We start from the raw sequence: 21,915 nt of genomic DNA, 5'->3' as shown, positions 1-21,915 counted from the left end.
GTGCGCCGGGTATGACTACTTCAACTATTAGACGCTGTAGTACAGCTCAAACTCTACCGGGTGCGGAGTCATACGTACGCGGTCATCTTCTTCGCGACGCAGAGCGATGTACGCATCGATCGCTTCATCAGTGAACACGCCACCGGCTTTCAGGAATTCGCGGTCCAGATCCAGCTCGTTCAGTGCTTCTTCCAGAGAGCCTGCAACCTGCGGGATCTCTTTCGCTTCTTCTGGCGGCAGGTCATACAGGTTTTTGTCCATTGCTTCGCCCGGGTGGATCTTGTTCTTGATGCCATCCAGACCCGCCATCAGCAGGGCAGCAAAGCACAGGTACGGGTTAGCTGCCGGGTCCGGGAAACGCACTTCGATACGACGCGCTTTCGGAGAAGATACCACCGGAATACGGATAGATGCAGACCGGTTACGCGCAGAGTAAGCCAGCATTACCGGTGCTTCGTAGCCCGGAACCAGTCGCTTGTAAGAGTTGGTGGTCGGGTTTGCCAGCGCGTTAATCGCTTTCGCGTGTTTGATTACACCGCCAATGTAGTACAACGCCTGCTCAGACAGACCAGCGTATTTGTCGCCCGCGAACAGGTTGACGCCGTTTTTAGACAGTGACATGTGGCAGTGCATACCGGAGCCGTTATCACCGAACATCGGTTTCGGCATAAAGGTCGCCGTTTTACCGAAACGATGCGCCACGTTGTGGACGACATATTTGTAGATCTGAATTTCGTCGGCTTTTTTGGTCATGGTATTGAAGCGGGTTGCCACTTCGTTCTGACCTGCGGTTGCCACTTCGTGGTGATGTGCTTCAACCACCAGGCCCATCTGCTCCATTACCAGACACATTTCAGAACGGATGTCCTGAGCAGAGTCTACCGGCGGAACCGGGAAGTAACCGCCTTTCACTGCAGGACGGTGACCTTTGTTACCACCTTCATATTGGGTGGAAGAGTTCCATGCGCCTTCGATATCGTCGATAGCGACGTGAGAACCGGAGATAGAAGAGCCGAAACGAATATCATCAAACAGGAAGAATTCTGGCTCTGGCCCGAACAGTACAGTGTCGGCAATGCCAGTGGAACGCAGGTAATCTTCAGCGCGCTTAGCAATAGAGCGTGGGTCACGGTCATAGCCTTGCAGAGTGCCTGGTTCGAGGATATCGCAACGGATAATCAGGGTAGAGTCCGCGAAGAACGGGTCAATCACTGCGGTGGATGCGTCTGGCATCAGCACCATGTCGGATTCGTTAATGCCTTTCCAGCCGCCAATCGAGGAGCCGTCAAACATTTTGCCTTCTTCGAAGAATTCAGCATTCACCTGATGAGCAGGGATAGTGACGTGCTGTTCTTTACCTTTGGTGTCGGTGAAGCGCAAATCAACAAACTTCACTTCGTGCTCGTTCAGCATCGTCAGTACGTGTTCAGCGGACATACTTTAACTCTCCTGGATTGGTCATTGTCGTCGTGGTAACGAAATCTGCAATTAATTGGGCCGTGTCGCCGTAAAAAAGATAAAGCGAAATCTGTGCCAACTTTTAAATTGCCCCTAAAAGGCGTTATCATGCTTACCATCGTGCAAAAGGGCTGCACCATGATGCGAATGTTGCACCAATATAGTGCTTCAATGGAAACATTAAGCACCATGTTGGTGCAATGACCTTTGGATAACCCTTTTTATGCTCCGTGAAAGCGATCACAAAGGGACTCTGCAATACTTGTTTGCGGAGGATGTTTGTGATCCTGTTTTGTAGTGCGATTAATCCGTGTACAATAACGCGCTATTTCTAATGCCTGAGGCAAAGTTGTGATCGAAAAATTGCGTAACATCGCCATCATCGCGCACGTCGACCATGGTAAAACCACCCTGGTAGATAAGCTGCTCCAACAATCCGGTACGTTCGACTCTCGTGCCGAAACCCAAGAGCGCGTGATGGACTCCAACGATTTGGAGAAAGAGCGTGGGATTACCATCCTCGCGAAAAACACCGCTATCAAATGGAATGATTACCGTATCAACATCGTTGATACCCCGGGGCACGCCGACTTCGGTGGTGAAGTTGAACGTGTAATGTCCATGGTAGATTCAGTGCTGCTGGTGGTTGACGCATTTGACGGCCCAATGCCGCAAACGCGCTTCGTAACCAAAAAAGCGTTTGCTTACGGCCTGAAGCCGATTGTGGTAATCAACAAAGTTGACCGCCCTGGCGCGCGTCCTGACTGGGTTGTTGATCAGGTATTCGACCTGTTCGTTAACCTCGATGCGACCGACGAGCAACTGGACTTCCCGATCGTTTATGCTTCTGCGCTGAACGGTATCGCGGGTCTGGACCACGAAAATATGGCGGAAGACATGACCCCGCTGTATCAGGCGATTATCGACCACGTTCCTGCACCGGACGTAGACCTTGACGGTCCGTTCCAGATGCAGATTTCTCAGCTTGATTACAACAGCTATGTTGGTGTTATCGGCATTGGTCGCATCAAGCGCGGTAAAGTGAAGCCGAACCAGCAGGTTACTATCATCGATAGTGAAGGCAAAACCCGTAACGCGAAAGTTGGTAAAGTGCTGGGCCACCTTGGTCTGGAACGTATCGAAACCGATCTGGCGGAAGCTGGCGATATCGTGGCAATCACTGGCCTTGGTGAACTGAACATTTCTGACACCGTTTGCGACACGCAAAACGTTGAAGCGCTGCCGGCACTCTCCGTTGATGAGCCGACCGTTTCTATGTTCTTCTGCGTTAACACCTCTCCGTTCTGCGGTAAAGAAGGTAAGTTCGTAACGTCTCGTCAGATTCTGGATCGTCTGAACAAAGAACTGGTACACAACGTTGCGCTGCGCGTAGAAGAAACCGAAGACGCCGATGCGTTCCGCGTTTCTGGTCGTGGCGAACTGCACCTGTCTGTTCTTATCGAAAACATGCGTCGTGAAGGTTTCGAACTGGCGGTATCCCGTCCGAAAGTCATCTTCCGTGAAATCGACGGTCGTAAACAAGAGCCGTTCGAAAACGTGACTCTGGACGTTGAAGAACAGCATCAGGGTTCTGTAATGCAGGCGCTGGGCGAACGTAAAGGCGAGCTGAAAAACATGAATCCAGACGGTAAAGGCCGCGTACGTCTCGACTACGTGATCCCAAGCCGTGGTCTGATTGGCTTCCGTTCAGAGTTTATGACCATGACTTCCGGTACTGGTCTGCTGTACTCCACCTTCAGCCACTACGACGATGTGCGTCCGGGTGAAGTGGGTCAGCGTCAGAACGGCGTACTGATCTCTAACGGTCAGGGTAAAGCGGTAGCGTTCGCGCTGTTCGGTCTGCAGGATCGCGGTAAGCTGTTCCTCGGTCACGGTGCAGAAGTTTATGAAGGTCAGATTATCGGTATTCACAGCCGCTCTAACGACCTGACTGTAAACTGCCTGACCGGTAAGAAACTGACCAACATGCGTGCTTCCGGTACTGATGAAGCCGTTGTTCTGGTTCCGCCTATCCGCATGACTCTGGAACAAGCACTGGAGTTCATCGATGATGACGAACTGGTAGAAGTCACTCCGACCTCTATCCGTATTCGTAAACGTCACCTGACGGAAAACGATCGTCGCCGCGCTAACCGTGGTCCGAAAGAAGATTAATTTCTCTTTTTAGTCGTGAAAAACCTGCCAGCGATGGCAGGTTTTTTTTTGCCTGTTGTAAGTTCTCACCAGTGCGAGTATCTCCCTTGTAAGTCTGTGACTACAGCAATAGAGAGCTTTGTCACAATTATCTGCAAAGTCACACGCCGTTAATTGCTTTCTTTTTTGGCGTAAGCGTAAGATGCTTCATCTGGTTTAAACCAAAAGGATTAAACAATGGCCGGAAACCAATCCACCGTAGAAAATGCAAAAGAGAAACTGGATCGGTGGTTAAAAGATGGCATCACCACGCCGGGTGGAAAACTCCCTTCAGAAAGAGAGTTGGGAGAGTTGCTGGGTATTAAACGTATGACGCTGCGCCAGGCGTTGCTGAACCTCGAGGCAGAATCCAAAATCTTCCGTAAGGATCGTAAAGGTTGGTTCGTTACTCAGCCGCGTTTTAATTACAGCCCGGAACTGTCGGCTAGCTTTCAACGGGCTGCAATTGAACAAGGGCGGGAACCTTCCTGGGGATTTACCGAGAAAAGTCGTATCAGCGATATTCCCGAGACGCTCATGCCACTGATTACAGTAACGCCGTCAACCGAACTCTATCGCATTACCGGTTGGGGGGCGCTGGAAGGGCATAAAGTTTTCTATCACGAGACGTATATTAATCCTGAAGTTGCCCCTGGTTTTATTGAGCAACTTGAAAACCATTCATTTTCTTCAGTCTGGGAAAAATGCTACCAAAAAGAGACGGTAGTAAAAAAATTGATTTTCAAACCCGTCAGAATGCCTGGCGATATCAGCAAATATCTTGGCGGTTCTGCGGGTATGCCAGCGATCTTAATTGAAAAACATCGCGCCGACCAGCAAGGGAATATTGTCCAGATAGATATTGAATATTGGCGATTTGAGGCTGTAGACCTCATCATTAATCTGTAGGTGTTTTATGGTGACAATAAATAACGCAAGAAAGATTCTACAACGTGTCGATACTCTTCCTCTTTATTTACATGCCTATGCTTTTCATTTAAATATGCGGCTGGAAAGAGTATTGCCGACTGATTTACTTGATATAGCGAGTGAAAATAATCTGCGAGGCGTCAAAATTCATGTTCTGGATGGAGAACGTTTTTCTCTGGGTAATATGGCAGATAAAGAACTCTCTGCCTTTGGCGATAAAGCTCGCCGTCTGAACCTTGATATTCATATTGAAACCAGTGCCTCAGATAAAGCATCTATTGACGAAGCCGTCGCCATCGCACTGAAAACCGGGGCATCGTCCGTGCGTTTTTATCCGCGTTATGAAGGTAATTTGCGCGATGTATTATCGATCATCGCTAACGATATTGCTTATGTGCGGGAAGCGTATCAGGACAGCGGCCTGACCTTTACGATCGAACAGCATGAAGATTTGAAAAGCCATGAGCTGGTATCGTTGGTCAAAGAAAGTGAGATGGAGTCTCTTTCCTTACTGTTTGATTTTGCGAACATGATCAATGCAAATGAGCATCCCATGGACGCCTTAAAAACGATGGCACCGCATATTACTCAGGTGCATATCAAAGATGCATTGATCGTTAAAGAACAGAGTGGTCTGGGGCATAAAGCCTGTATTTCAGGTCAGGGAGATATGCCGTTCAAAGAGTTATTAACGCACCTTATCTGCCTGGGTGATGATGAACCGCAGGTGACGGCATATGGCCTGGAAGAAGAGGTTGATTATTATGCTCCGGCGTTCCGCTTTGAAGACGAAGATGATAATCCGTGGATCCCATATCGCCAGATGAGTGAAACACCATTGCCAGAAAAGCATTTGCTGGATGCGCGGTTACGTAAAGAAAAAGAAGATGCAATTAATCAGATATATCATGTGCGTAACGTACTACAACAAATCAAGCAAGAGGCAAGCCATCTTCTGAACCACTAATAAGTTTTAACTCATCCGCAGTTAATAAAAACCATTCTATAAGAATGGTCGGTATCTTATTGCCTTTAAAACAGTGATTTTAAAAATCGCTTAGGGGATGTTATGCTCACAAAAAAGAAATGGGCGTTATTTAGTCTATTAACACTGTGTGGCGGTACAATTTATAAATTACCGTCGTTAAAAGATGCGTTTTATATCCCGATGCAGGAGTATTTCAATTTGACCAATGGCCAAATTGGTAATGCCATGTCAGTAAACTCATTTGTCACGACAGTGGGTTTTTTTCTGTCTATTTATTTTGCCGATAAACTACCGCGCAGATACACCATGTCATTCTCACTCATTGCTACGGGATTACTGGGAGTTTATTTGACGACAATGCCGGGGTATTGGGGCATCCTCTTTGTCTGGGCGCTATTTGGCGTTACTTGCGACATGATGAACTGGCCTGTTTTGCTCAAGTCGGTAAGTCGGCTGGGCAATAGCGAACAACAAGGCCGGTTGTTTGGTTTCTTCGAAACAGGACGTGGCATTGTCGATACCGTGGTGGCATTTTCTGCGCTGGCAGTATTTACCTGGTTTGGTAGTGGCTTATTGGGCTTTAAAGCGGGTATCTGGTTTTATTCCCTTATTGTGATTGCCGTGGGCATTATCATTTTCTTTGTACTGAATGACAAAGAAGAGGCACCTTCCGTTGAGGTGAAAAAAGAAGACGAAGCATCGCAAAATACCAGTATGAGCTCGGTGCTGAAAGACAAAACAATCTGGCTTATCGCTTTCAACGTCTTCTTCGTTTACGCGGTTTACTGTGGCCTGACGTTCTTCATCCCATTCCTGAAAAACATCTATCTGCTGCCCGTTGCGCTGGTGGGGGCTTACGGCATCATAAATCAATATTGTCTGAAGATGATCGGTGGGCCTATTGGCGGCATGATTTCAGATAAGATCCTGAAATCACCGAGTAAATATCTGTGCTACACCTTTATCATCAGCACCGCGGCACTCATAATGTTGATTATGCTGCCGCACGAAAGTATGCCGGTATATTTAGGGATGGCATGTACGCTGGGCTTTGGTGCGATAGTCTTTACACAGCGAGCCGTATTTTTTGCACCTATCGGCGAAGCAAAAATTGCTGAAAATAAAACAGGCGCGGCGATGGCGTTGGGTAGCTTTATTGGTTACGCCCCGGCGATGTTCTGCTTCAGTCTGTATGGCTACATTCTGGATTTAAATCCGGGGATTATTGGCTACAAAATCGTGTTTGGCATTATGGCCTGCTTCGCATTCTGTGGTGCGGTGGTTTCCGTAATGCTGGTTAAGCGTATTAGCCAATGTAAGAAAGAGATGCTGGCGACTGAAGCTTAATTAATGGCCGGATGTGTTTAATCCGGCCAATGAAAACCGTATCAACCATCGCATCCGGCAAAACAAAATCCGCTGAAATCTCCAGCGGATTTTTCGAAATTTCAATTTCAGAATACTTCTTGCTCGGCAACCACCAGTTCGACATTCTCTTCGCTTAATAACTGGCAGAAAGAATTGGGCGGTGGAGCATCAGTAAAAAATGCTCTGACATTTCGTGCATTGCCAATTGAAACGGCAGCAGACGCGGCAAACTTAGTATGATCTGCCACTAGCAATGTATTCCGCGCATGTTTAATCATCGTTCTCGCGACTAACGCTTCATTGACATCAAATTCCAGCAGGGTGCCATCATGCTCAATGGCACCAATACTGGTGATTAAATAGTCTGCGCGGAAACCTTCAATAAAATCCACAGCTCCGGGGCCGATGATCCCGCCGTTATGGGCGCGTAAAGTGCCTCCCGGCACCATCACCTCAATATCCTGATTCTTATAAAGAATCTGTGCTACACGTAGGCTGTTAGTGATAATGCGTAAATCACGGCGGTTGAGTAATGCCCTGGCAACGGCTTCGACCGTAGTACCGATGGTGATAAAGACGGTACAGCGTTCGGGAAGGTAATCAGCGACCGCCTCAGCGATCGCCCGTTTCTCGGCGGTGAGCGAAAGTTCCCGTTGCTCAAAAGCGGTATTCATGACGCTGGAGACGCGCCCAGCCCCTCCATGATGACGGGTGATCAACCCCTGCTCGCTTAGTTTTCGGATATCCCGGCGCACGGTTTGCGTTGAAACATCCAGCAGTTGTGCCAGTTCTTCAATATTCATATAACCGCGTTCTGCGATTAGATGAACGAGTTGGTCATGGCGTGGATTACCTGTCACTTCGATGATACTCATGAATACTCCCTTGCCCCTCCTCGGTAGATGTTTACCATTTTACGCATAAAGTGACAAAAATGATTCGGTTTGCTCACGATTAGGAATGCCAGCCCGACCGCCAGCCTGGGTACATTTCATCGCGGCAACCGCACTGGCAAAACGAATAGCCTCTTTTGTGGGCATTTTTTCTGCTAACGCTACCGCGAGTGCGCCGTGAAAAACATCGCCTGCTCCAGTGGTATCAACCACATTGACAGAAAATGCCTCCTGTTGACACAAATGATCATCTTCAATCCACAACGAACCTTCAGAACCCAGCGTGACATACACTTTACCTGCTGTTTGTGTGGCAGCCTGGTACAAGCCTTCTTCAGGTGACTGAAGGCCGGTCATACGTTTCAGCCCTGGCGTTGAGAACACAGCATGGTCGGCAAGCGCGACAAGTGGAGAAATATCCTGCGGTGTCATATCGGCGTCTAAAAGCGTTGTCACGCCCGCAAGGCGCGCTTGCGAGAATGCTTTTTCAGTGCCGCTATGCCAGCGAACATCGGCCAGAACCAGATCATAACGAGAGAAATCGATCGCTTCTAACCATTCGGCATCAGTATCGAGATCGGGGCTTGGATAATTAACGATAATCCGTTCGCCATGCTGATCAACGAGGATCGCTGATTGCGACGAACGGGCATTAAGATATCGGCGGCAAAATGCCGTATTGACGCCCCAACTCTCAAGTTCTGCAAGTAAGGTATTTCCACAACTGTCATCGCCGACGCGACCGATGAAATCAACCTCCACGCCGAGTTTTGCTATTGCGACAGCGGCTGTTGCCGCCGGGCCACCACCAATCTCAAGATAATGATTTGCCTGATATTTCCCGCCGCCCTCTGGCAGACAGGGCAAAGAATAAATCCTGTCCTGAACAGTGATACCTACACATGCAATTCTGGTCATATTTGTCTTGTCCTGTTTAATTTTGTCGTCTTTGGTCAATTTAAATGACACAAATGATCAAATTAGTGATGTGTGTCGTGTTTTTGAACATAAATTACAAATATGCTCAAAAACAGACGAAAACGAATTTTCAATTGTCATTATTTTGTCAATGTCAGACAGGAGAGCGTTCATGGCAACCATTGCATTTCTCGGGCTGGGGCAGATGGGTAGCCCAATGGCTAACAATCTATTGCAAAAAGGGCATTTATTGCAGGTATTTGATGTCAATACACAGGCTGTCGATGCGCTAGTCACGCAGGGGGCCACTGCGGCACAAACCCCAGCGGAAGCGGCAGTAGGCGCTGAATTTATCATCACTATGCTTCCCAATGGTGACATTGTTCGGCAGGTGTTGTTGGGGGAAAAAGGTGTCTGTGAAACTGTTTCATCTGACGCGTTAGTGATTGATATGTCGACTATTCATCCCTTACAGACCGATGCATTAATACGGGAATTACAAGAAAAAGGCATCAGTATGATGGACGCCCCCGTGGGCAGAACGTCTGTGAATGCGATTGATGGCACATTGCTGATTTTAGCGGGTGGCACTGATGAGCAGATTGTGCGCGCACGCCCGATTCTCATGTGCATGGGTAATGAGCTGGTCGAAGCTGGCGGCCCGGGAATGGGGATCCGCGTGAAGCTAATTAACAACTATATGAGCATTGCGCTTAATGCGCTGTCCTCCGAAGCCGCTGTGTTATGTGAGTCACTGGGATTAAATCTTGATATCGCAATTAAGGTGATGAGTGGTACGGCAGCAGGGAAAGGGCATTTTACGACCACCTGGCCTGGCAAAGTGCTGAAAGGCGATCTTTCTCCCGCCTTCATGGTGGATCTGGCGTTGAAAGATCTGCGTATTGCTGTTGATGTCGCTCAGGAGACGGGGGCGCCGCTCAATATGGGGATTGCAGCAGAAAGTTATTACGCCGCAGCAAGTCAAGACGGTAAAGGGCGGCAGGACTGGAGCGCCCTGCTAAATCAGGTTCGTCAGCAGGCTGGTCTTTAATTTTATCTATTAACAGGAGTTTCTATGTCATCCCACTTCACCCCATTTACGCTGAAAGATATCTCCCGCCCAGGTGGTGGATTTGCCATGTTAGCTGTCGATCAGCGTGAAGCTATGCGTCTGATGTTTGCGGCAGCAGGACAGCCAAAACCCGTCTCCGACAGTGTACTCACCGATTTTAAAGTCGCCGCGACCCGCATCCTTTCTCCTTATGCTTCTGCCGTTCTGGCGGATAAACAATTTTGTCTTGATCAAATTGTCGAGCAGGGCGCTGTTGCTAATTCTTGCGGTCTGATTGTCGCTGCCGATCTTTTTATCCCAGGTAATGGCATCCCGGTTGATAGCGTTGAAATAGATATGTCCGTCGACCCGCATAAAGCCCGTGAAATGGGGGCGAAGGCGATGAAATTACTTGTGCTCTGGCGTGAAGATGAACCTGCAGAGGAACGTCTGGCAATGGTCGATAAGTTTGTTCGTCGCTGCCGTAGTGCCGGGCTGGTCAGCATTATTGAGCCTGTGGTGCGTCCACCTCGTCGTGGTTGGGACTTTGATCGTGAAAGCGCCATTGTTGCCGCCGCCGCAGAGCTTGGTGGAACAGAGGCTGATCTTTACAAAGCCGAGATGCCATTAGGAGGCAAAGGCGATGAAAAAACCTTACTTTCCGCCTGCCAGAAACTTAACGATCAGATGAAGATGCCGTGGGTAATTCTTTCTTCTGGCGTCGATGCCGATATTTTTGGACGCGCGGTAAGTATTGCGATGAAAAGCGGCGCGTCTGGCTTCCTGGCAGGACGAGCGGTTTGGGCGTCGGTTGTTGGTGCACAAGATCCACAAACTATGCTGCGCGATGTCTCCGTTCCACGCTTACAACGATTGGCTGAAATTGTCGATGAAGGTATCGCGCAACGCTAATTCCCTATGGATAACGATTCTGGAGAATAATGATGGATAAAATTACCCAGGTTTTATTTTCAGATATTGGGAAAGTCACCACTCAATATGTTGAAGTACCACACCAGCAACTTAAATCGCACGAAGTACGGATTGCGCCTGTGTTCTACGGGATATGCGGATCGGATCTGCATGTTTTGAAAGGCGGTCATCCGTTTGCCAAACCGCCAGTCGTTCCCGGTCATGAAATTGCAGCGCGTGTTACGGAAGTGGGTAGCGACGTCAAACATGTACAGCCGGGCGATCATGTGGTTGTCGATCCCATCATGGCTTGCATGGAATGCCGGGCCTGCAAAGCAGGGCGTTTTAATCTTTGTGAACCACCGCAGGTTGCCGGTTTTCGCGCGCCGGGCTTTGCTCGCTCACAGCACATTGTTCCTGCGCGTAATTGCCATGTCGCACCAGCCTCTTTACCGCTAAAAGTGTTGGCCTTTGCCGAACCGGCAGCGTGTGCTCGTCACTGTGTTAACCGAATGCCGAAGGCTTCTCTGGAGAGCGTACTGGTGATTGGTGCTGGAACAATTGGCTTATCCATTGTGCAGGCACTGCGCATTATGGGGGCAGGAAAGATTACCGTGATTGAACCTGACGCGGCCAAACGTGCACTGGCGTTAAAATTGGGTGCTGCAGAGGTTTGGGCACCGGGAGAACTGGCCGCAGATGTGCGATTTACGGGAGCGATTGATGTCGTTGCAGCGCAGGCCACGCTTAATGATGCCTGTACCCGTGTGTATGCCGGAGGCACCATTGTGTGTATGGGCGTACCGAGTGGGCCGCGTGAAATACCACTACCGATGATGCAACGTTTCGAGCGTGACTTGCTCAACTCTGGCATGTACATCCCTGAAGATTTCGATGCCGTTATCGAATGGCTGGCGGATGGGCGGTTTGATACCAGTGAGCTGGTTACTGATTTATTTGCCATTGATGACGCAGCGGCAGCATTCGAACGCGCGCAGCAAAATGACTCCATAAAAGTCATGCTGCAATTTGCGCCGGAATGATTTTCTAAATCTCTGTCTGGCGCTGCGCTACGTCAGCGCCACCCTACAACAATTAAAAAGGACACTGCGATGAGTCAAATCACCAGTCCTGCAATTTATTCAATTAGTCGTCCACAGGACGTAATTGATATTGTTAATAAGAACTCTGCGATCAACACCAGTATCGGCGTTATTTTTATTGCTTTGGGCGGCATATTGATTGATGCCTATCAGGCGGCGATGGTGGGGTTTGGTAATAAATATATTGCCGCTCAATTTGGTATTTCTCCTGGGCTTGCCGCAACCGTTAATGCTTCAGTATTAATCGCCGCATTAATAGGTGGTTTATTAGCGAATCGGGTCATCAACCGCTTTGGGCAAAAGCGAGCATTTATTATTGGCATGGGGTTATGCACCATCGGTGCTGCTGCGGTGGCTATTGCGCCCAGTATCTGGTGGGTGCTGGTGTGTCGCGTCATCATGGGCTTTGGCTTAGGCATCGACTTCCCTTTGGCAACCAATGCCGTGGCAGAGCTTCGTGGTTCAACGTCGAAGAAAACCGGAACGTCGGTCAATCTCTGGCAAATGGCCTGGTATGTTTCAACTACCGTTGTCTATCTGGTGCTTTTGCCTCTGCTTCTGTCTGGTATTGCTGAAGAACAGTTGTGGCGTTACGGAATATTCATCGGGGCTATTTTCGCAGTCATCTTCATGATTTTGCGTTACGTCTTTATCGGTGAATCCGCAATGTGGGCCGCACGCGTCGGGCGTTACCAGGAAGCGTGCGACATCCTGGGAAAACGTTACGGTGTTCAGGCTCGTGTTGCGACACCGGGTACAGCAGAAGCCAGATCTGCGGAAAAGGTAGAGAATAAATACAGAGGTGGATATGGCATCTTATTTAATGATCGTTACCGCAAACGCACCATCCTCGGCTGTGTCGTGGCAACCATGCAGGCGTGGCAATATAACGCTGTAGGTGTTTATCTTCCTCTTACCCTGGCGGGAATAATAAGTGGCGGGCTTACTGGCGCGTTGACGGGTTCTGCCGTCGTGAATGCCCTTTGTGGGGTAACCGGCGGGATGATCGGCTCGTTTATTCTCCAACGATTAGGCACCCGCCGACAGTCCATGTATGGATTTGCCGTTGTGACCTTAGCATTGCTGTCGTTAGGCGCACTGGCGACGACTAATCCCTGGCTGTCTTTAGGGTTGTTGGGATCAATTATTTTCTTCCATTCAGCGGGGCCTGGTGGGTTGGGCATGACCATTGCCACACTCTCATATCCTCCTGCTATTCGCCCTACTGGGGTGGGATTTGCCCGTGCGATTATGCGCACCGGTGCGATTGCCGGGCTTATTTTCTGGCCGATGCTGTGGGGTGCGTTGAAAACTGAAGCGTTTTACTGGTTGGCAATTGTGCCATTCCTGGGATTCCTGACCTGCGTATTGATTAATTGGGAACCGTTGGGGGCGAATGTGGATGCCGAAGACGCGGAAGTTCTGGCGGAATTGAACAAATAAACATAACGCGTATCGGCATCAGGTCGATGCGCGTATTTATCAGACTGCCCACTTTGTAGTGGGTTATTCCCCAATTTCTCGCCGACCAGGAGAGGAAAATGATGTCTGAAACGTTACCTACACCGCAAGAAGGACTTTCCGGTAAAGCCATGAGACGTGTCGTAATGGGCAGTTTCGCGGGCGCGTTGATGGAATGGTATGACTTCTTTATTTTTGGCACGGCAGCAGGGCTGGTATTTGCTCCGCTTTTTTTCCCGAACAGCGATCCTTTTATAGGTCTTATAGCCGCCTTTGCTACCTTTGGTGTCGGTTTTTTGACTCGTCCCTTAGGTGGCATCGTCTTTGGCCATTTTGGCGATAAAATTGGGCGAAAAATAACGCTTATCTGGACACTGGCTATTGTCGGTTGCTCCACATTTTTGATTGGTTTTATTCCGACGTATCAGGAAATTGGGATCTGGGCACCGCTCATATTAATGGCGCTGCGCTTAATTCAGGGCTTTGGTCTTGGTGGCGAGTATGGCGGAGCGGCATTGATGACCATTGAATCTGCGCCCGAATCCCGGCGCGGTTTTTTAGGTTCGCTCCCACAAACGGCTGCATCAGTGGGGATTATGCTGGCAACCGGTATTTTTGCGCTCTGTAACCATTTACTGACTCAGGAACAGTTTCTCTCCTGGGGATGGCGTATTCCGTTCTGGCTTTCTGCGGTGATGTTGATCGTTGGGTTATTTATCCGCCTGCATACTGAGGAGACACTGGATTTTCAAAAGCAAAAAACGACGAATAATAAAGAAAAGTCCGTTCCTCCGTTGATTGAATTATTCAAAAAACATCCGCGAAATATTTTATTAGCGCTGGGCGCGAGGCTGGCAGAGAGTGTCTCCTCCAATATTATTAACGCCTTTGGTATCGTTTATATTTCCAGCCAATTAGCATTATCGCGAGATATTCCTCTGACGGGCATGTTGATTGCCTCGGCGATCGGTATTTTCAGTTGTCCGTTGGTCGGGTGGTTATCAGACCGTATAGGTCAAAAATGTCTGTATTTGTCAGGTGCGGGATTTTGTGTCCTGTTCGCGTTTCCTTTCTTCTTATTACTGGATAGTAAAAGTACGCTCATCATCTGGTGCAGTATGATCCTCGGCTATAACTTAGGCCCGACGATGATGTTTGCCGTGCAGCCGACACTTTTCACCCGCATGTTCGGCACCAAAGTACGATATACCGGTCTTTCTTTTGCCTATCAATTTTCCGCAATACTTGGCGGACTAAGCCCCCTTATCGCCTCAAGTTTGCTGGCGCTGGGAGGGGGAAAACCGTGGTATGTCGCTCTGTTTTTATTTGCTGTCTCAGTTCTTTCCTTTGTTTGCGTCTGGCTGATTGAGCCGACCGATGAACAAGAAACCGCTTCTTACCGCTACATCAGGGAACAATCTCATGAAAACTGAACGGAATAACGAGCATTATCTGGCGCTACAACAGGCGTTTGACGCGCCCTGGCCTGGGCCTGTGGGAGAGTCTGTGACGCTGGAAAAAGGCAGTATTCGCCTGCAGATTTATCCGCATGATGGTGCCAGGATCACCTCATTACAGGCATTTGGTTGTGAAGTATTACGCCAATGGCAGCCGCAACGCAGAGCTTTTCAGTACGGCTGTTTCCCAATGGTGCCGTGGGCAGGGCGATTGGGGAACGCGACGCTGAATGCTGGTGGGCAATGTTATTCTTTACCCGCCAATAAACCACCACATGCGTTACATGGTATGGCGTGCTATTCAACATGGGAAATTATCGCCAAAACAACAGATTCCCTGACTTTACGTATGCCTCTGGCTTCACCGTGGCCATGGCAAGGGGAAGTGATTCAGACTTTTTTGCTGGAGAACGATGCGCTGGTTTTACAACTGGAAATCCATTCACATGCCGATACATTCCCGGCCTCTGCGGGCTGGCATCCGTGGTTTGCGAAAAAGCTGGCTCCGCAAAGTACAGCGTCGTTGCAGGTGCTTTTTGATGCGGACTGGCAAGAAGAAGCGGGTAGTGATGAACTGCCAACAGGAAATCGCATCTCTCCTCAAGTCGGCCCCTGGGATGACTGTTTTGGTTTTTATGACGGGTTAAAGGTTAAGTTACTGTGGCCAGGTAAACTCGCGATGACCATGACTTCTTCAGCAAACAGTCTGGTTGTATTTGATAAACAGCCTGATGCCACCTGTGTTAACCCGCTTACTCAGGCACCTAACGCAATAAATCTAACGCCGGAATTTGTGACACCAGATAAGCCGCTGGTCATCGAAACCCGTTGGCAATTTACGCCTGAATCTTAACCATTCATCTAATGCGAAAAAGTCAGTGAAATTACTCTGCTTTTTCGCAATCAGCGTCACAAGATTACCCTTATTGCCACATAGCCAAACCCATCCTTTCCCGCTACAGTTAATTTCCTGTGGTGTGAAAGGAGGCAAAAATGCTCTATATCTTTGATTTAGGTAATGTGATTGTCGATATCGACTTTAACCGTGTGCTGGGAACCTGGAGCGATTTAACGCGTATTCCGCTGGCGTCGCTTAAGAAGAGTTTTCATATGGGTGAGGCGTTTCATCAGCATGAGCGCGGGGAAATTAGTGATGAAGAGTTCGCTGAGGCGCTGTGTCATGAGATGGCCTTACCGTTAAGTTACGAACAGTTCTCCCACGGCTGGCAGGCGGTGTTTGTCGCGCTACGCCCGGAAGTGATCGCCATTATGCATAAACTGCGTGAGCAGGGGCATCGCGTGGTGGTGCTTTCCAATACTAACCGCCTGCATACTACCTTTTGGCCAGAGGAATACCCGGAAATCCGTAGCGCTGCCGACCATATCTACTTGTCGCAAGATTTAGGTATGCGCAAACCGGAAGCGCGAATTTACCAGCATGTTTTGCGGGCAGAAGGTTTTTCACCAGACGAGACGGTCTTTTTCGACGATAACGCCGATAATATAGAAGGAGCTAATCAGCTAGGTATTACCAGCATTCTGGTGAAAGATAAAACCACCATCCCGGACTATTTCGCGAAGGTGTTATGCTAAAAACCATCCATGAAAAAGCCAGGCATCGTACCCGTCCGCTATGGGCCTGGCTGAAACTACTCTGGCAACGCATTAATGAGGACAACATGACAACCCTGGCAGGTAACCTTGCCTACGTGTCATTGCTCTCATTAGTGCCGCTGGTTGCCGTTGTTTTTGCACTTTTCGCCGCGTTTCCCATGTTTTCTGACGTCAGCATTCAGTTGCGTCATTTTATCTTCGCCAACTTTCTTCCTGCCACAGGCGATGTTATCCAGCAATATATCGAACAGTTTGTTGCCAACTCCAACAAGATGACCGCCGTCGGGGCGTGTGGTCTGATCGTCACGGCATTATTGTTGATGTACTCCATCGATAGCGCGCTGAATGCCATCTGGCGCAGTAAACGGGTACGCCCCAAAATTTATTCGTTTGCTGTGTACTGGATGATCCTGACGCTGGGGCCGCTGCTGGCGGGGGCCAGTCTGGCGATCAGCTCCTATCTACTCTCCCTGCGCTGGGCGAGCGATCTCAATACTGTCATCGACAATGTGCTGCGTATTTTTCCGCTGTTGTTGTCGTGGATCTCCTTCTGGCTGCTGTACAGCATTGTTCCTACCATTCGCGTACCTAACCGCGACGCGATTGTCGGCGCGTTTGTCGCCGCACTCCTGTTCGAAGCAGGAAAGAAAGGTTTCGCGCTTTATATCACCATGTTCCCGTCATATCAGCTCATTTACGGTGTGCTGGCGGTGATCCCCATCCTCTTTGTCTGGGTCTACTGGACATGGTGTATCGTCTTGCTTGGTGCAGAAATTACTGTCACTCTCGGGGAATACCGCAAACTTAAACAAGCTGCTGAACAAGAAGAAGACGACGAACCATGATTGCATTAATTCAACGCGTAACCCGAGCCAGCGTCACCGTGGAGGGAGAAGTGACGGGCGAAATTGGCGCGGGACTTTTGGTGTTATTGGGTGTCGAAAAGGATGACGACGAACAGAAAGCAAACCGTCTGTGCGAGCGTGTGCTCGGCTACCGCATCTTTAGCGATGCCGAAGGCAAGATGAATCTCAACGTGCAACAGGCGGGCGGCAGTGTACTGGTGGTTTCCCAGTTTACCCTTGCCGCAGATACCGAACGGGGGATGCGCCCAAGTTTCTCCAAAGGCGCTTCACCGGATCGCGCAGAGGCGTTATATGACTATTTCGTCGAACGCTGCCGTCAGCAGGAAATGAACACGCAAACAGGACGCTTCGCTGCCGATATGCAGGTATCGCTGGTCAATGATGGCCCCGTGACATTCTGGTTGCAGGTATGAGCCAGCTTCCAGGTGTGTCACGGGAAACAAGAGAGAGTATCGCTATGTATCACCTTCGGGTTCCACAAACAGAAGAAGAATTAGAGCGCTACTATCAATTCCGCTGGGAGATGTTGCGTAAGCCCCTGCATCAACCAAAAGGTTCGGAACGCGACGCGTGGGATGCGATGGCGCATCACCAGATGGTCGTCGACGAGCAGGGTAATCTGGTAGCGGTAGGCCGACTGTATATTAATGCCGACAATGAAGCCTCCATTCGCTTTATGGCCGTTCATCCCGACGTGCAGGACAAAGGCCTGGGCACGCTGATGGCGATGACCCTGGAGTCGGTAGCGCGTCAGGAAGGCGTTAAGCGCGTGACCTGTAGCGCCCGTGAAGACGCGGTGGAGTTTTTCGCTAAGCTGGGGTTTGTGAATCAGGGGGAGATCACCACCCCAACCACCACGCCGATTCGCCATTTTCTGATGATTAAACCCGTCGCTACTCTGGATGACATTTTGCATCGCGGCGACTGGTGCGCCCAGCTCCAGCAGGCGTGGTATGAACACATCCCGTTAAGCGAAAAAATGGGCGTGCGCATTCAGCAATATACCGGGCAAAAATTTATCACCACCATGCCGGAAACCGGCAATCAGAATCCGCACCACACGTTGTTTGCCGGGAGTTTATTCTCTCTGGCAACGCTCACCGGTTGGGGGCTTATCTGGCTGATGCTGCGCGAACGCCACCTCGGCGGAACGATTATTCTTGCCGATGCGCATATCCGCTACAGCAAGCCGATTAGCGGCAAACCTCATGCGGTGGCCGACCTCGGTGCGTTAAGCGGCGATCTCGACCGTCTGGCGCGCGGGCGTAAAGCGCGGGTGCAAATGCAGGTCGAAATCTTTGGCGACGATACGCCAGGCGCGGTGTTTGAAGGCACATATATCGTTCTGCCCGCGAAGCCATTTGGCCCGTATGAAGAGGGCGGGAACGAAGAAGAGTAGGGCGGCCGTTTTAATTAAATACCGGTTGGTGGCGGCACTGACCGGTCTGCGATGGGCGATAAATTTTATCTTAAGCCTGATGCGGTAAATACGCTGACTTTTTCGGGTACACTATCCTGATGATGTAAATGAAGACCCAGTCAAAAAACAAATATCCTTGAATATAATATATTCATAGCACCATAACTCGTCCTTATTATTTGTTGTCGCTTTTCTGTGGATGCGATCCGACCTAATTAAGAGAAATAAACAATCATGGGCGATGCTAAACGATTTTTTAATAATAATTAAAATAACTGTAACTGTTGCATTGTTTCTGGAAAGTGTCTCGCAAAAACAAAACCACATGCGGAAACCAGCTTTCGTTAATTAATTTTCCAGTGTAAGTTTCATACATTAATTAACAGTATATGTTAGGTGGTAACGATGGCGATGAATACGGTTTTTCTTCATTTGTCAGAAGAGGCAATTAAAAGACTGAACAAACTCAGGGGCTGGCGTAAAGTTTCACGATCTGCAATTTTACGCGAAGCGGTGGAGCAATATCTGGAGCGGCAGCAATTTCCGGTACGTAAGGCAAAGGGAGGCAGGCAAAAGGGGGAGGCGCCAGGTGTTGAAGAATCCGTGTAAGGTGCATGAGGAATGACAAAAAGACTTTTTCATTCTTGAATATAAAATCAAAAAGCCAGATGCCATTATTCTGGCAACGGCACAGATTTATGGCTGCGAACTGGTAACGCGAAATACGAGAGATTTTGCGGGAATAGCAGGTGTTGTCACACCCTATGAACTGTAATCCGGGCGACCTGTGCCCCCCGGAAAACGTCAGAGATTACTCCCCTTCACCCGGGAACAGGAACGGGTTGATGGAACTGCGGGCGTAGCCTTCTTGCTCCATTCGCGCGTCCAGTACCAGAGAGGCGAGGTCATCCGCCACAGCTTCAACTTTTGGATCTTTTTCCTGATAAAGAATCTTCAGGTAAGTGCCGCAGTCATCACAGCTTTCGGCTTTAATTGCAGCCTGTTCGTCATCCAGCGACCAGTAGTGCAGTTTGCCGCTCTGTTCGCAGTTGCTGCATTTTACGCGCACCACGTGCCATTCGGTTTCGCACAGGTTGCAGTGCAGATAACGCAGGCCCTGAGTCGTGCCGATTTGCACCATGCTGGAAACCGGCATCGAACCACAAACCGGGCAGTACTGACGTTGTTCGCCATATTCTGCACGGGCTTTGCCAGGGATCAGATTAGCCATCTGTGCCCAATAGAGCGACAACGCGGCCCAGATAAACGGCGCTTTATCACTGCTGACTGACGAGAAATCAGAGGTAAACAGCGCGTTGGCCATATCTTCCAGTTCCTGGGTCGATGCCTTCTCCAGATTCTCAATCACAGCCAGCGCCGGACCGCTCATTTCAGGTTTCAGTTCAGCAATCAGCGCCATCAGCAGTTTTTGCCAGTGCTTATCACGCGGCAGTACGTGAATATCCAGCGGTGGCTTGCCCTGTGCGCTTGCTTCTTTTATGCGTGTGGTCAGATCCATCTCCAGCGGATGGTCGTACAGCACCACTTCCTGGGCGTGGGCGATAAGCGCAGCAAAGCGCAGGTAATCACCCAGCGGATTATTTTCTGCCAGCTCGCGCAGACGCTCGGCGCGGCGGTTGTATAAATTTTTGAGCCGAGGGAACAATAACGGCGGAATCATATCCGCCGTACGTTTCTCGCTCGAACCCAGCTCATCTTGCGGGATTATGCGAATACTCATTCAGCTTTCTTTTCCGTTGTCTTGCGGACTTCACGATACCAGCGTGGATGGTGTTTCTTCGCCCATGCGCTGGTAACCCATCCTTCCACCATGGCGGTAATCGTGCCTTTCACCCAAAGGGCGGCGTAGATATGCACCATGATAACCACAATTAACGCCACTGCGGCAAATGAATGCAGCATTAACGCGAATCGGATCACCGGGATTGAGAAAGCAGGCGCAAAATAAGGACGCCAGATAATCACACCGCTCACCAGCAGCAGGACCAGGAAAATAATTGCCGCCCAGAAAACGCATTTCTGACCGAAGTTATAACGCCCGGTGTCACCTACTTCCTCGTTGACGACGATCTTACGAATATTCTTCGCCCAAAAGATATCATCCCGATTGATTAGGTTGTGATGCCAGTAACGGAAAAACATGATGATGAACGAGGCAAACATAACCACGCCAACAAACGGGTGCAGAATTCGCGCCAGTTGCGGCGTGCCCATGATTTGCATCAACCAGTTGAAAGAGGGGAACAAAAATCCCATCCCGCTTACCGCCGCCAGGATGAAGCAGAAGGCTGTGATCCAGTGGTTGATACGTTCCGGTGCGGTGTAGCGCACGATGGTGTCACGTCGTTTCATTTGCGCTCCTCGTCTTTCTCTTCGTGCAGATTATTCTCTTCCTCATCCGCACGGTTCGGACCGACACCCACGTAGTGGAAGATACTGGCCGCAAAGGTAGCCGCAAAGCCAACAGCCGCGAGCGGTTTCCAGATGCCTTTCCAGAATTTTACGGTTTGGCTGATTTCCGGATTTTCCGGCAAGCCATGATACAGATTCGGCTTGTCAGCATGGTGCAACACATACATCACGTGTGTACCACCGACGCCAGCCGGATCGTACAGACCCGCATTGTCGTAACCGCGGGTTTTCAGCTCAGCCACGCGCTCGCTCGCCAGCGTTTTCATCGACTCTTTCGTACCGAAGTGAATCGCGCCTGTCGGGCAGGTCTTCACGCAGGCCGGTTCTTGCCCAACCACTACACGGTCTACGCACAGCGTGCATTTGTAGACGCGGTTGTCTTCCGGATTGAGGCGAGGAATATCGAATGGACAGCCCGCGATACAATAACCGCAGCCAATGCACTGCTCGGACTGGAAGTCGACGATACCGTTGGCATACTGAATAATTGCCCCTTCCGCCGGGCACGCTTTCAGGCAGCCTGGATCGGAACAGTGCATACAGCCGTCTTTGCGGATCAGCCATTCCAGTTTGTCGTTTTGCTCCACTTCCGAGAAGCGCATCACCGTCCACGATTTGGCGCTTAAATCATTAGGGTTGTCATACACCCCAATGTTATTGCCGACGGTATCGCGAATGTCGTTCCACTCTGAACACGCCACCTGACAGGCTTTACAGCCGATACAGGTGGTGACGTCGATGAGTTTCGCCACTTCTTCCTGGAAATCCCGCGCCTGAGGGGCGGGGGTCAGACCGTTAGTCGCGGAACGACGAATGATATCTTGAGATTGGTAAGCCATATTTCGTCTCC

At 49.7% G+C, this 21,915-nt stretch carries 20 protein-coding genes and 2 pseudogenes; 16 read left to right on the top strand and 6 right to left on the bottom strand.

Features of this window, described 5'->3' with window-relative positions; translation table 11 throughout:
• Positions 1 to 27: 27 nt before the first annotated feature.
• A complete protein-coding gene (glnA, locus tag A31E_RS05095) occupies positions 28 to 1,437 on the bottom strand; it encodes a glutamate--ammonia ligase (protein ID WP_001271717.1) in 1,410 nt (469 codons plus the stop codon).
• Between the two features lie 372 nt (positions 1,438 to 1,809).
• On the opposite strand from glnA, the gene typA reads away from it, so the two are divergent.
• The 4 genes from typA (at position 1,810) to A31E_RS05115 (ending at position 6,916) form a co-directional block, all read left to right on the top strand.
• Positions 1,810 to 3,633, top strand: a complete 1,824-nt coding sequence (typA, locus tag A31E_RS05100) for a ribosome-dependent GTPase TypA (RefSeq protein WP_000570678.1) — start codon at positions 1,810 to 1,812, stop codon at positions 3,631 to 3,633.
• Positions 3,634 to 3,849: 216 nt separating this feature from the next.
• Entirely contained in the window at positions 3,850 to 4,560 is a 711-nt protein-coding gene (locus tag A31E_RS05105; RefSeq protein ID WP_000918406.1) for a GntR family transcriptional regulator, read from the top strand.
• A gap of 7 nt (positions 4,561 to 4,567) precedes the next feature.
• Complete coding sequence (locus tag A31E_RS05110; protein WP_000256415.1) at positions 4,568 to 5,548, top strand: sugar phosphate isomerase/epimerase family protein; 981 nt, start codon at positions 4,568 to 4,570, stop codon at positions 5,546 to 5,548.
• Between the two features lie 102 nt (positions 5,549 to 5,650).
• On the top strand, positions 5,651 to 6,916 hold the full coding sequence (locus A31E_RS05115) for an MFS transporter (protein WP_016249353.1): 1,266 nt from the start codon (positions 5,651 to 5,653) through the stop codon (positions 6,914 to 6,916).
• Positions 6,917 to 7,023: 107 nt separating this feature from the next.
• Here the strand turns inward: A31E_RS05115 and A31E_RS05120 are convergent, their stop codons facing one another.
• Together A31E_RS05120 and A31E_RS05125 are read right to left on the bottom strand one after the other, a co-directional pair.
• On the bottom strand, positions 7,024 to 7,812 hold the full coding sequence (locus A31E_RS05120) for a DeoR/GlpR family DNA-binding transcription regulator (protein WP_016249352.1): 789 nt from the start codon (positions 7,810 to 7,812) through the stop codon (positions 7,024 to 7,026).
• 39 nt (positions 7,813 to 7,851) lie between these two features.
• Entirely contained in the window at positions 7,852 to 8,748 is an 897-nt protein-coding gene (locus A31E_RS05125; RefSeq protein WP_001517346.1) for a sugar kinase, read from the bottom strand.
• Positions 8,749 to 8,920: 172 nt separating this feature from the next.
• Here A31E_RS05125 and yihU point away from each other — a divergent pair, with 172 nt between their 5' ends.
• The 12 genes and pseudogenes from yihU to A31E_RS24690 all read left to right on the top strand — a co-directional run.
• Positions 8,921 to 9,799, top strand: coding sequence for a sulfolactaldehyde 3-reductase (yihU, locus tag A31E_RS05130; RefSeq protein WP_016249351.1), 879 nt, complete (start codon positions 8,921 to 8,923; stop codon positions 9,797 to 9,799).
• A gap of 24 nt (positions 9,800 to 9,823) precedes the next feature.
• Positions 9,824 to 10,711 carry an aldolase gene (locus A31E_RS05135; protein ID WP_000094553.1) on the top strand — a complete coding sequence of 296 codons (888 nt, stop codon included), beginning with the start codon at positions 9,824 to 9,826 and terminating at the stop codon, positions 10,709 to 10,711.
• 32 nt (positions 10,712 to 10,743) lie between these two features.
• A complete protein-coding gene (locus A31E_RS05140) occupies positions 10,744 to 11,754 on the top strand; it encodes a zinc-dependent alcohol dehydrogenase (protein ID WP_016249350.1) in 1,011 nt (336 codons plus the stop codon).
• Between the two features lie 69 nt (positions 11,755 to 11,823).
• Positions 11,824 to 13,257 carry an MFS transporter gene (locus tag A31E_RS05145; RefSeq protein WP_000078427.1) on the top strand — a complete coding sequence of 478 codons (1,434 nt, stop codon included), beginning with the start codon at positions 11,824 to 11,826 and terminating at the stop codon, positions 13,255 to 13,257.
• 101 nt (positions 13,258 to 13,358) lie between these two features.
• Entirely contained in the window at positions 13,359 to 14,708 is a 1,350-nt protein-coding gene (locus A31E_RS05150; RefSeq protein ID WP_010376781.1) for an MFS transporter, read from the top strand.
• Positions 14,698 to 15,585: an aldose 1-epimerase gene (locus A31E_RS05155; protein WP_001517343.1), complete on the top strand. Its 888-nt coding sequence runs from the start codon at positions 14,698 to 14,700 to the stop codon at positions 15,583 to 15,585. The genes A31E_RS05150 and A31E_RS05155 overlap by 11 nt, the downstream gene beginning before the upstream one ends.
• Positions 15,586 to 15,725: 140 nt before the next feature.
• On the top strand, positions 15,726 to 16,325 hold the full coding sequence (gene yihX, locus A31E_RS05160) for a glucose-1-phosphatase (RefSeq protein WP_000965690.1): 600 nt from the start codon (positions 15,726 to 15,728) through the stop codon (positions 16,323 to 16,325).
• Positions 16,319 to 17,191 (top strand): virulence factor BrkB family protein, encoded by an 873-nt coding sequence (locus A31E_RS05165; protein ID WP_000920721.1) that lies wholly within the window; start codon positions 16,319 to 16,321, stop codon positions 17,189 to 17,191. The genes yihX and A31E_RS05165 overlap by 7 nt, the downstream gene beginning before the upstream one ends.
• On the top strand, positions 17,188 to 17,625 hold the full coding sequence (dtd, locus tag A31E_RS05170) for a D-aminoacyl-tRNA deacylase (protein WP_000560983.1): 438 nt from the start codon (positions 17,188 to 17,190) through the stop codon (positions 17,623 to 17,625). Before A31E_RS05165 ends, dtd begins: the two co-directional genes overlap by 4 nt.
• Positions 17,626 to 17,669: 44 nt before the next feature.
• Positions 17,670 to 18,611, top strand: a complete 942-nt coding sequence (gene fabY, locus A31E_RS05175; RefSeq protein WP_001517342.1) for a fatty acid biosynthesis protein FabY — start codon at positions 17,670 to 17,672, stop codon at positions 18,609 to 18,611.
• A 426-nt stretch (positions 18,612 to 19,037) separates the two neighbouring features.
• Positions 19,038 to 19,257, top strand: a pseudogene (locus A31E_RS05180) (CopG family transcriptional regulator).
• 21 nt (positions 19,258 to 19,278) lie between these two features.
• Positions 19,279 to 19,407: pseudogene (locus A31E_RS24690) on the top strand (PIN domain-containing protein); the annotation flags it as partial.
• A 36-nt stretch (positions 19,408 to 19,443) separates the two neighbouring features.
• Here the strand turns inward: A31E_RS24690 and fdhE are convergent.
• The 3 genes from fdhE to fdoH are packed head-to-tail and all read right to left on the bottom strand — an operon-like array spanning position 19,444 to position 21,904.
• On the bottom strand, positions 19,444 to 20,373 hold the full coding sequence (gene fdhE / locus A31E_RS05185) for a formate dehydrogenase accessory protein FdhE (RefSeq protein ID WP_000027717.1): 930 nt from the start codon (positions 20,371 to 20,373) through the stop codon (positions 19,444 to 19,446).
• Positions 20,370 to 21,005, bottom strand: coding sequence for a formate dehydrogenase cytochrome b556 subunit (gene fdoI / locus A31E_RS05190; protein ID WP_000829020.1), 636 nt, complete (start codon positions 21,003 to 21,005; stop codon positions 20,370 to 20,372). Before fdoI ends, fdhE begins: the two co-directional genes overlap by 4 nt.
• Positions 21,002 to 21,904 (bottom strand): formate dehydrogenase O subunit beta, encoded by a 903-nt coding sequence (gene fdoH, locus A31E_RS05195; protein ID WP_000331381.1) that lies wholly within the window; start codon positions 21,902 to 21,904, stop codon positions 21,002 to 21,004. Before fdoH ends, fdoI begins: the two co-directional genes overlap by 4 nt.
• Between the last annotated feature and the right edge of the window lie 11 nt (positions 21,905 to 21,915).

The sequence above is a fragment of the Escherichia sp. KTE159 genome (assembly GCF_000408805.1).
Classification (GTDB): Bacteria; Pseudomonadota; Gammaproteobacteria; order Enterobacterales; family Enterobacteriaceae; genus Escherichia; species Escherichia marmotae.
This window is presented reverse-complemented; position numbering and strand designations above follow the sequence as displayed.

What these genes read in the sequence shown, in the direction of transcription:
- yihU (WP_016249351.1), top strand. Translation starts at nt 8,921, where the DNA reads ATGGCAACCATTGCATTTCTCGGGCTGGGGCAGATGGGTAGCCCAATG.
- A31E_RS05140 (WP_016249350.1), top strand. Translation starts at nt 10,744, where the DNA reads ATGGATAAAATTACCCAGGTTTTATTTTCAGATATTGGGAAAGTCACC.
- fdoH (WP_000331381.1), bottom strand. Translation starts at nt 21,904, where the DNA reads ATGGCTTACCAATCTCAAGATATCATTCGTCGTTCCGCGACTAACGGT.
- fabY (WP_001517342.1), top strand. Translation starts at nt 17,670, where the DNA reads ATGTATCACCTTCGGGTTCCACAAACAGAAGAAGAATTAGAGCGCTAC.
- fdhE (WP_000027717.1), bottom strand. Translation starts at nt 20,373, where the DNA reads ATGAGTATTCGCATAATCCCGCAAGATGAGCTGGGTTCGAGCGAGAAA.
- glnA (WP_001271717.1), bottom strand. Translation starts at nt 1,437, where the DNA reads ATGTCCGCTGAACACGTACTGACGATGCTGAACGAGCACGAAGTGAAG.
- A31E_RS05165 (WP_000920721.1), top strand. Translation starts at nt 16,319, where the DNA reads ATGCTAAAAACCATCCATGAAAAAGCCAGGCATCGTACCCGTCCGCTA.
- yihX (WP_000965690.1), top strand. Translation starts at nt 15,726, where the DNA reads ATGCTCTATATCTTTGATTTAGGTAATGTGATTGTCGATATCGACTTT.
- A31E_RS05105 (WP_000918406.1), top strand. Translation starts at nt 3,850, where the DNA reads ATGGCCGGAAACCAATCCACCGTAGAAAATGCAAAAGAGAAACTGGAT.
- A31E_RS05155 (WP_001517343.1), top strand. Translation starts at nt 14,698, where the DNA reads ATGAAAACTGAACGGAATAACGAGCATTATCTGGCGCTACAACAGGCG.
- A31E_RS05150 (WP_010376781.1), top strand. Translation starts at nt 13,359, where the DNA reads ATGTCTGAAACGTTACCTACACCGCAAGAAGGACTTTCCGGTAAAGCC.
- A31E_RS05135 (WP_000094553.1), top strand. Translation starts at nt 9,824, where the DNA reads ATGTCATCCCACTTCACCCCATTTACGCTGAAAGATATCTCCCGCCCA.
- fdoI (WP_000829020.1), bottom strand. Translation starts at nt 21,005, where the DNA reads ATGAAACGACGTGACACCATCGTGCGCTACACCGCACCGGAACGTATC.
- A31E_RS05110 (WP_000256415.1), top strand. Translation starts at nt 4,568, where the DNA reads ATGGTGACAATAAATAACGCAAGAAAGATTCTACAACGTGTCGATACT.
- A31E_RS05120 (WP_016249352.1), bottom strand. Translation starts at nt 7,812, where the DNA reads ATGAGTATCATCGAAGTGACAGGTAATCCACGCCATGACCAACTCGTT.
- A31E_RS05115 (WP_016249353.1), top strand. Translation starts at nt 5,651, where the DNA reads ATGCTCACAAAAAAGAAATGGGCGTTATTTAGTCTATTAACACTGTGT.
- A31E_RS05125 (WP_001517346.1), bottom strand. Translation starts at nt 8,748, where the DNA reads ATGACCAGAATTGCATGTGTAGGTATCACTGTTCAGGACAGGATTTAT.
- A31E_RS05145 (WP_000078427.1), top strand. Translation starts at nt 11,824, where the DNA reads ATGAGTCAAATCACCAGTCCTGCAATTTATTCAATTAGTCGTCCACAG.
- dtd (WP_000560983.1), top strand. Translation starts at nt 17,188, where the DNA reads ATGATTGCATTAATTCAACGCGTAACCCGAGCCAGCGTCACCGTGGAG.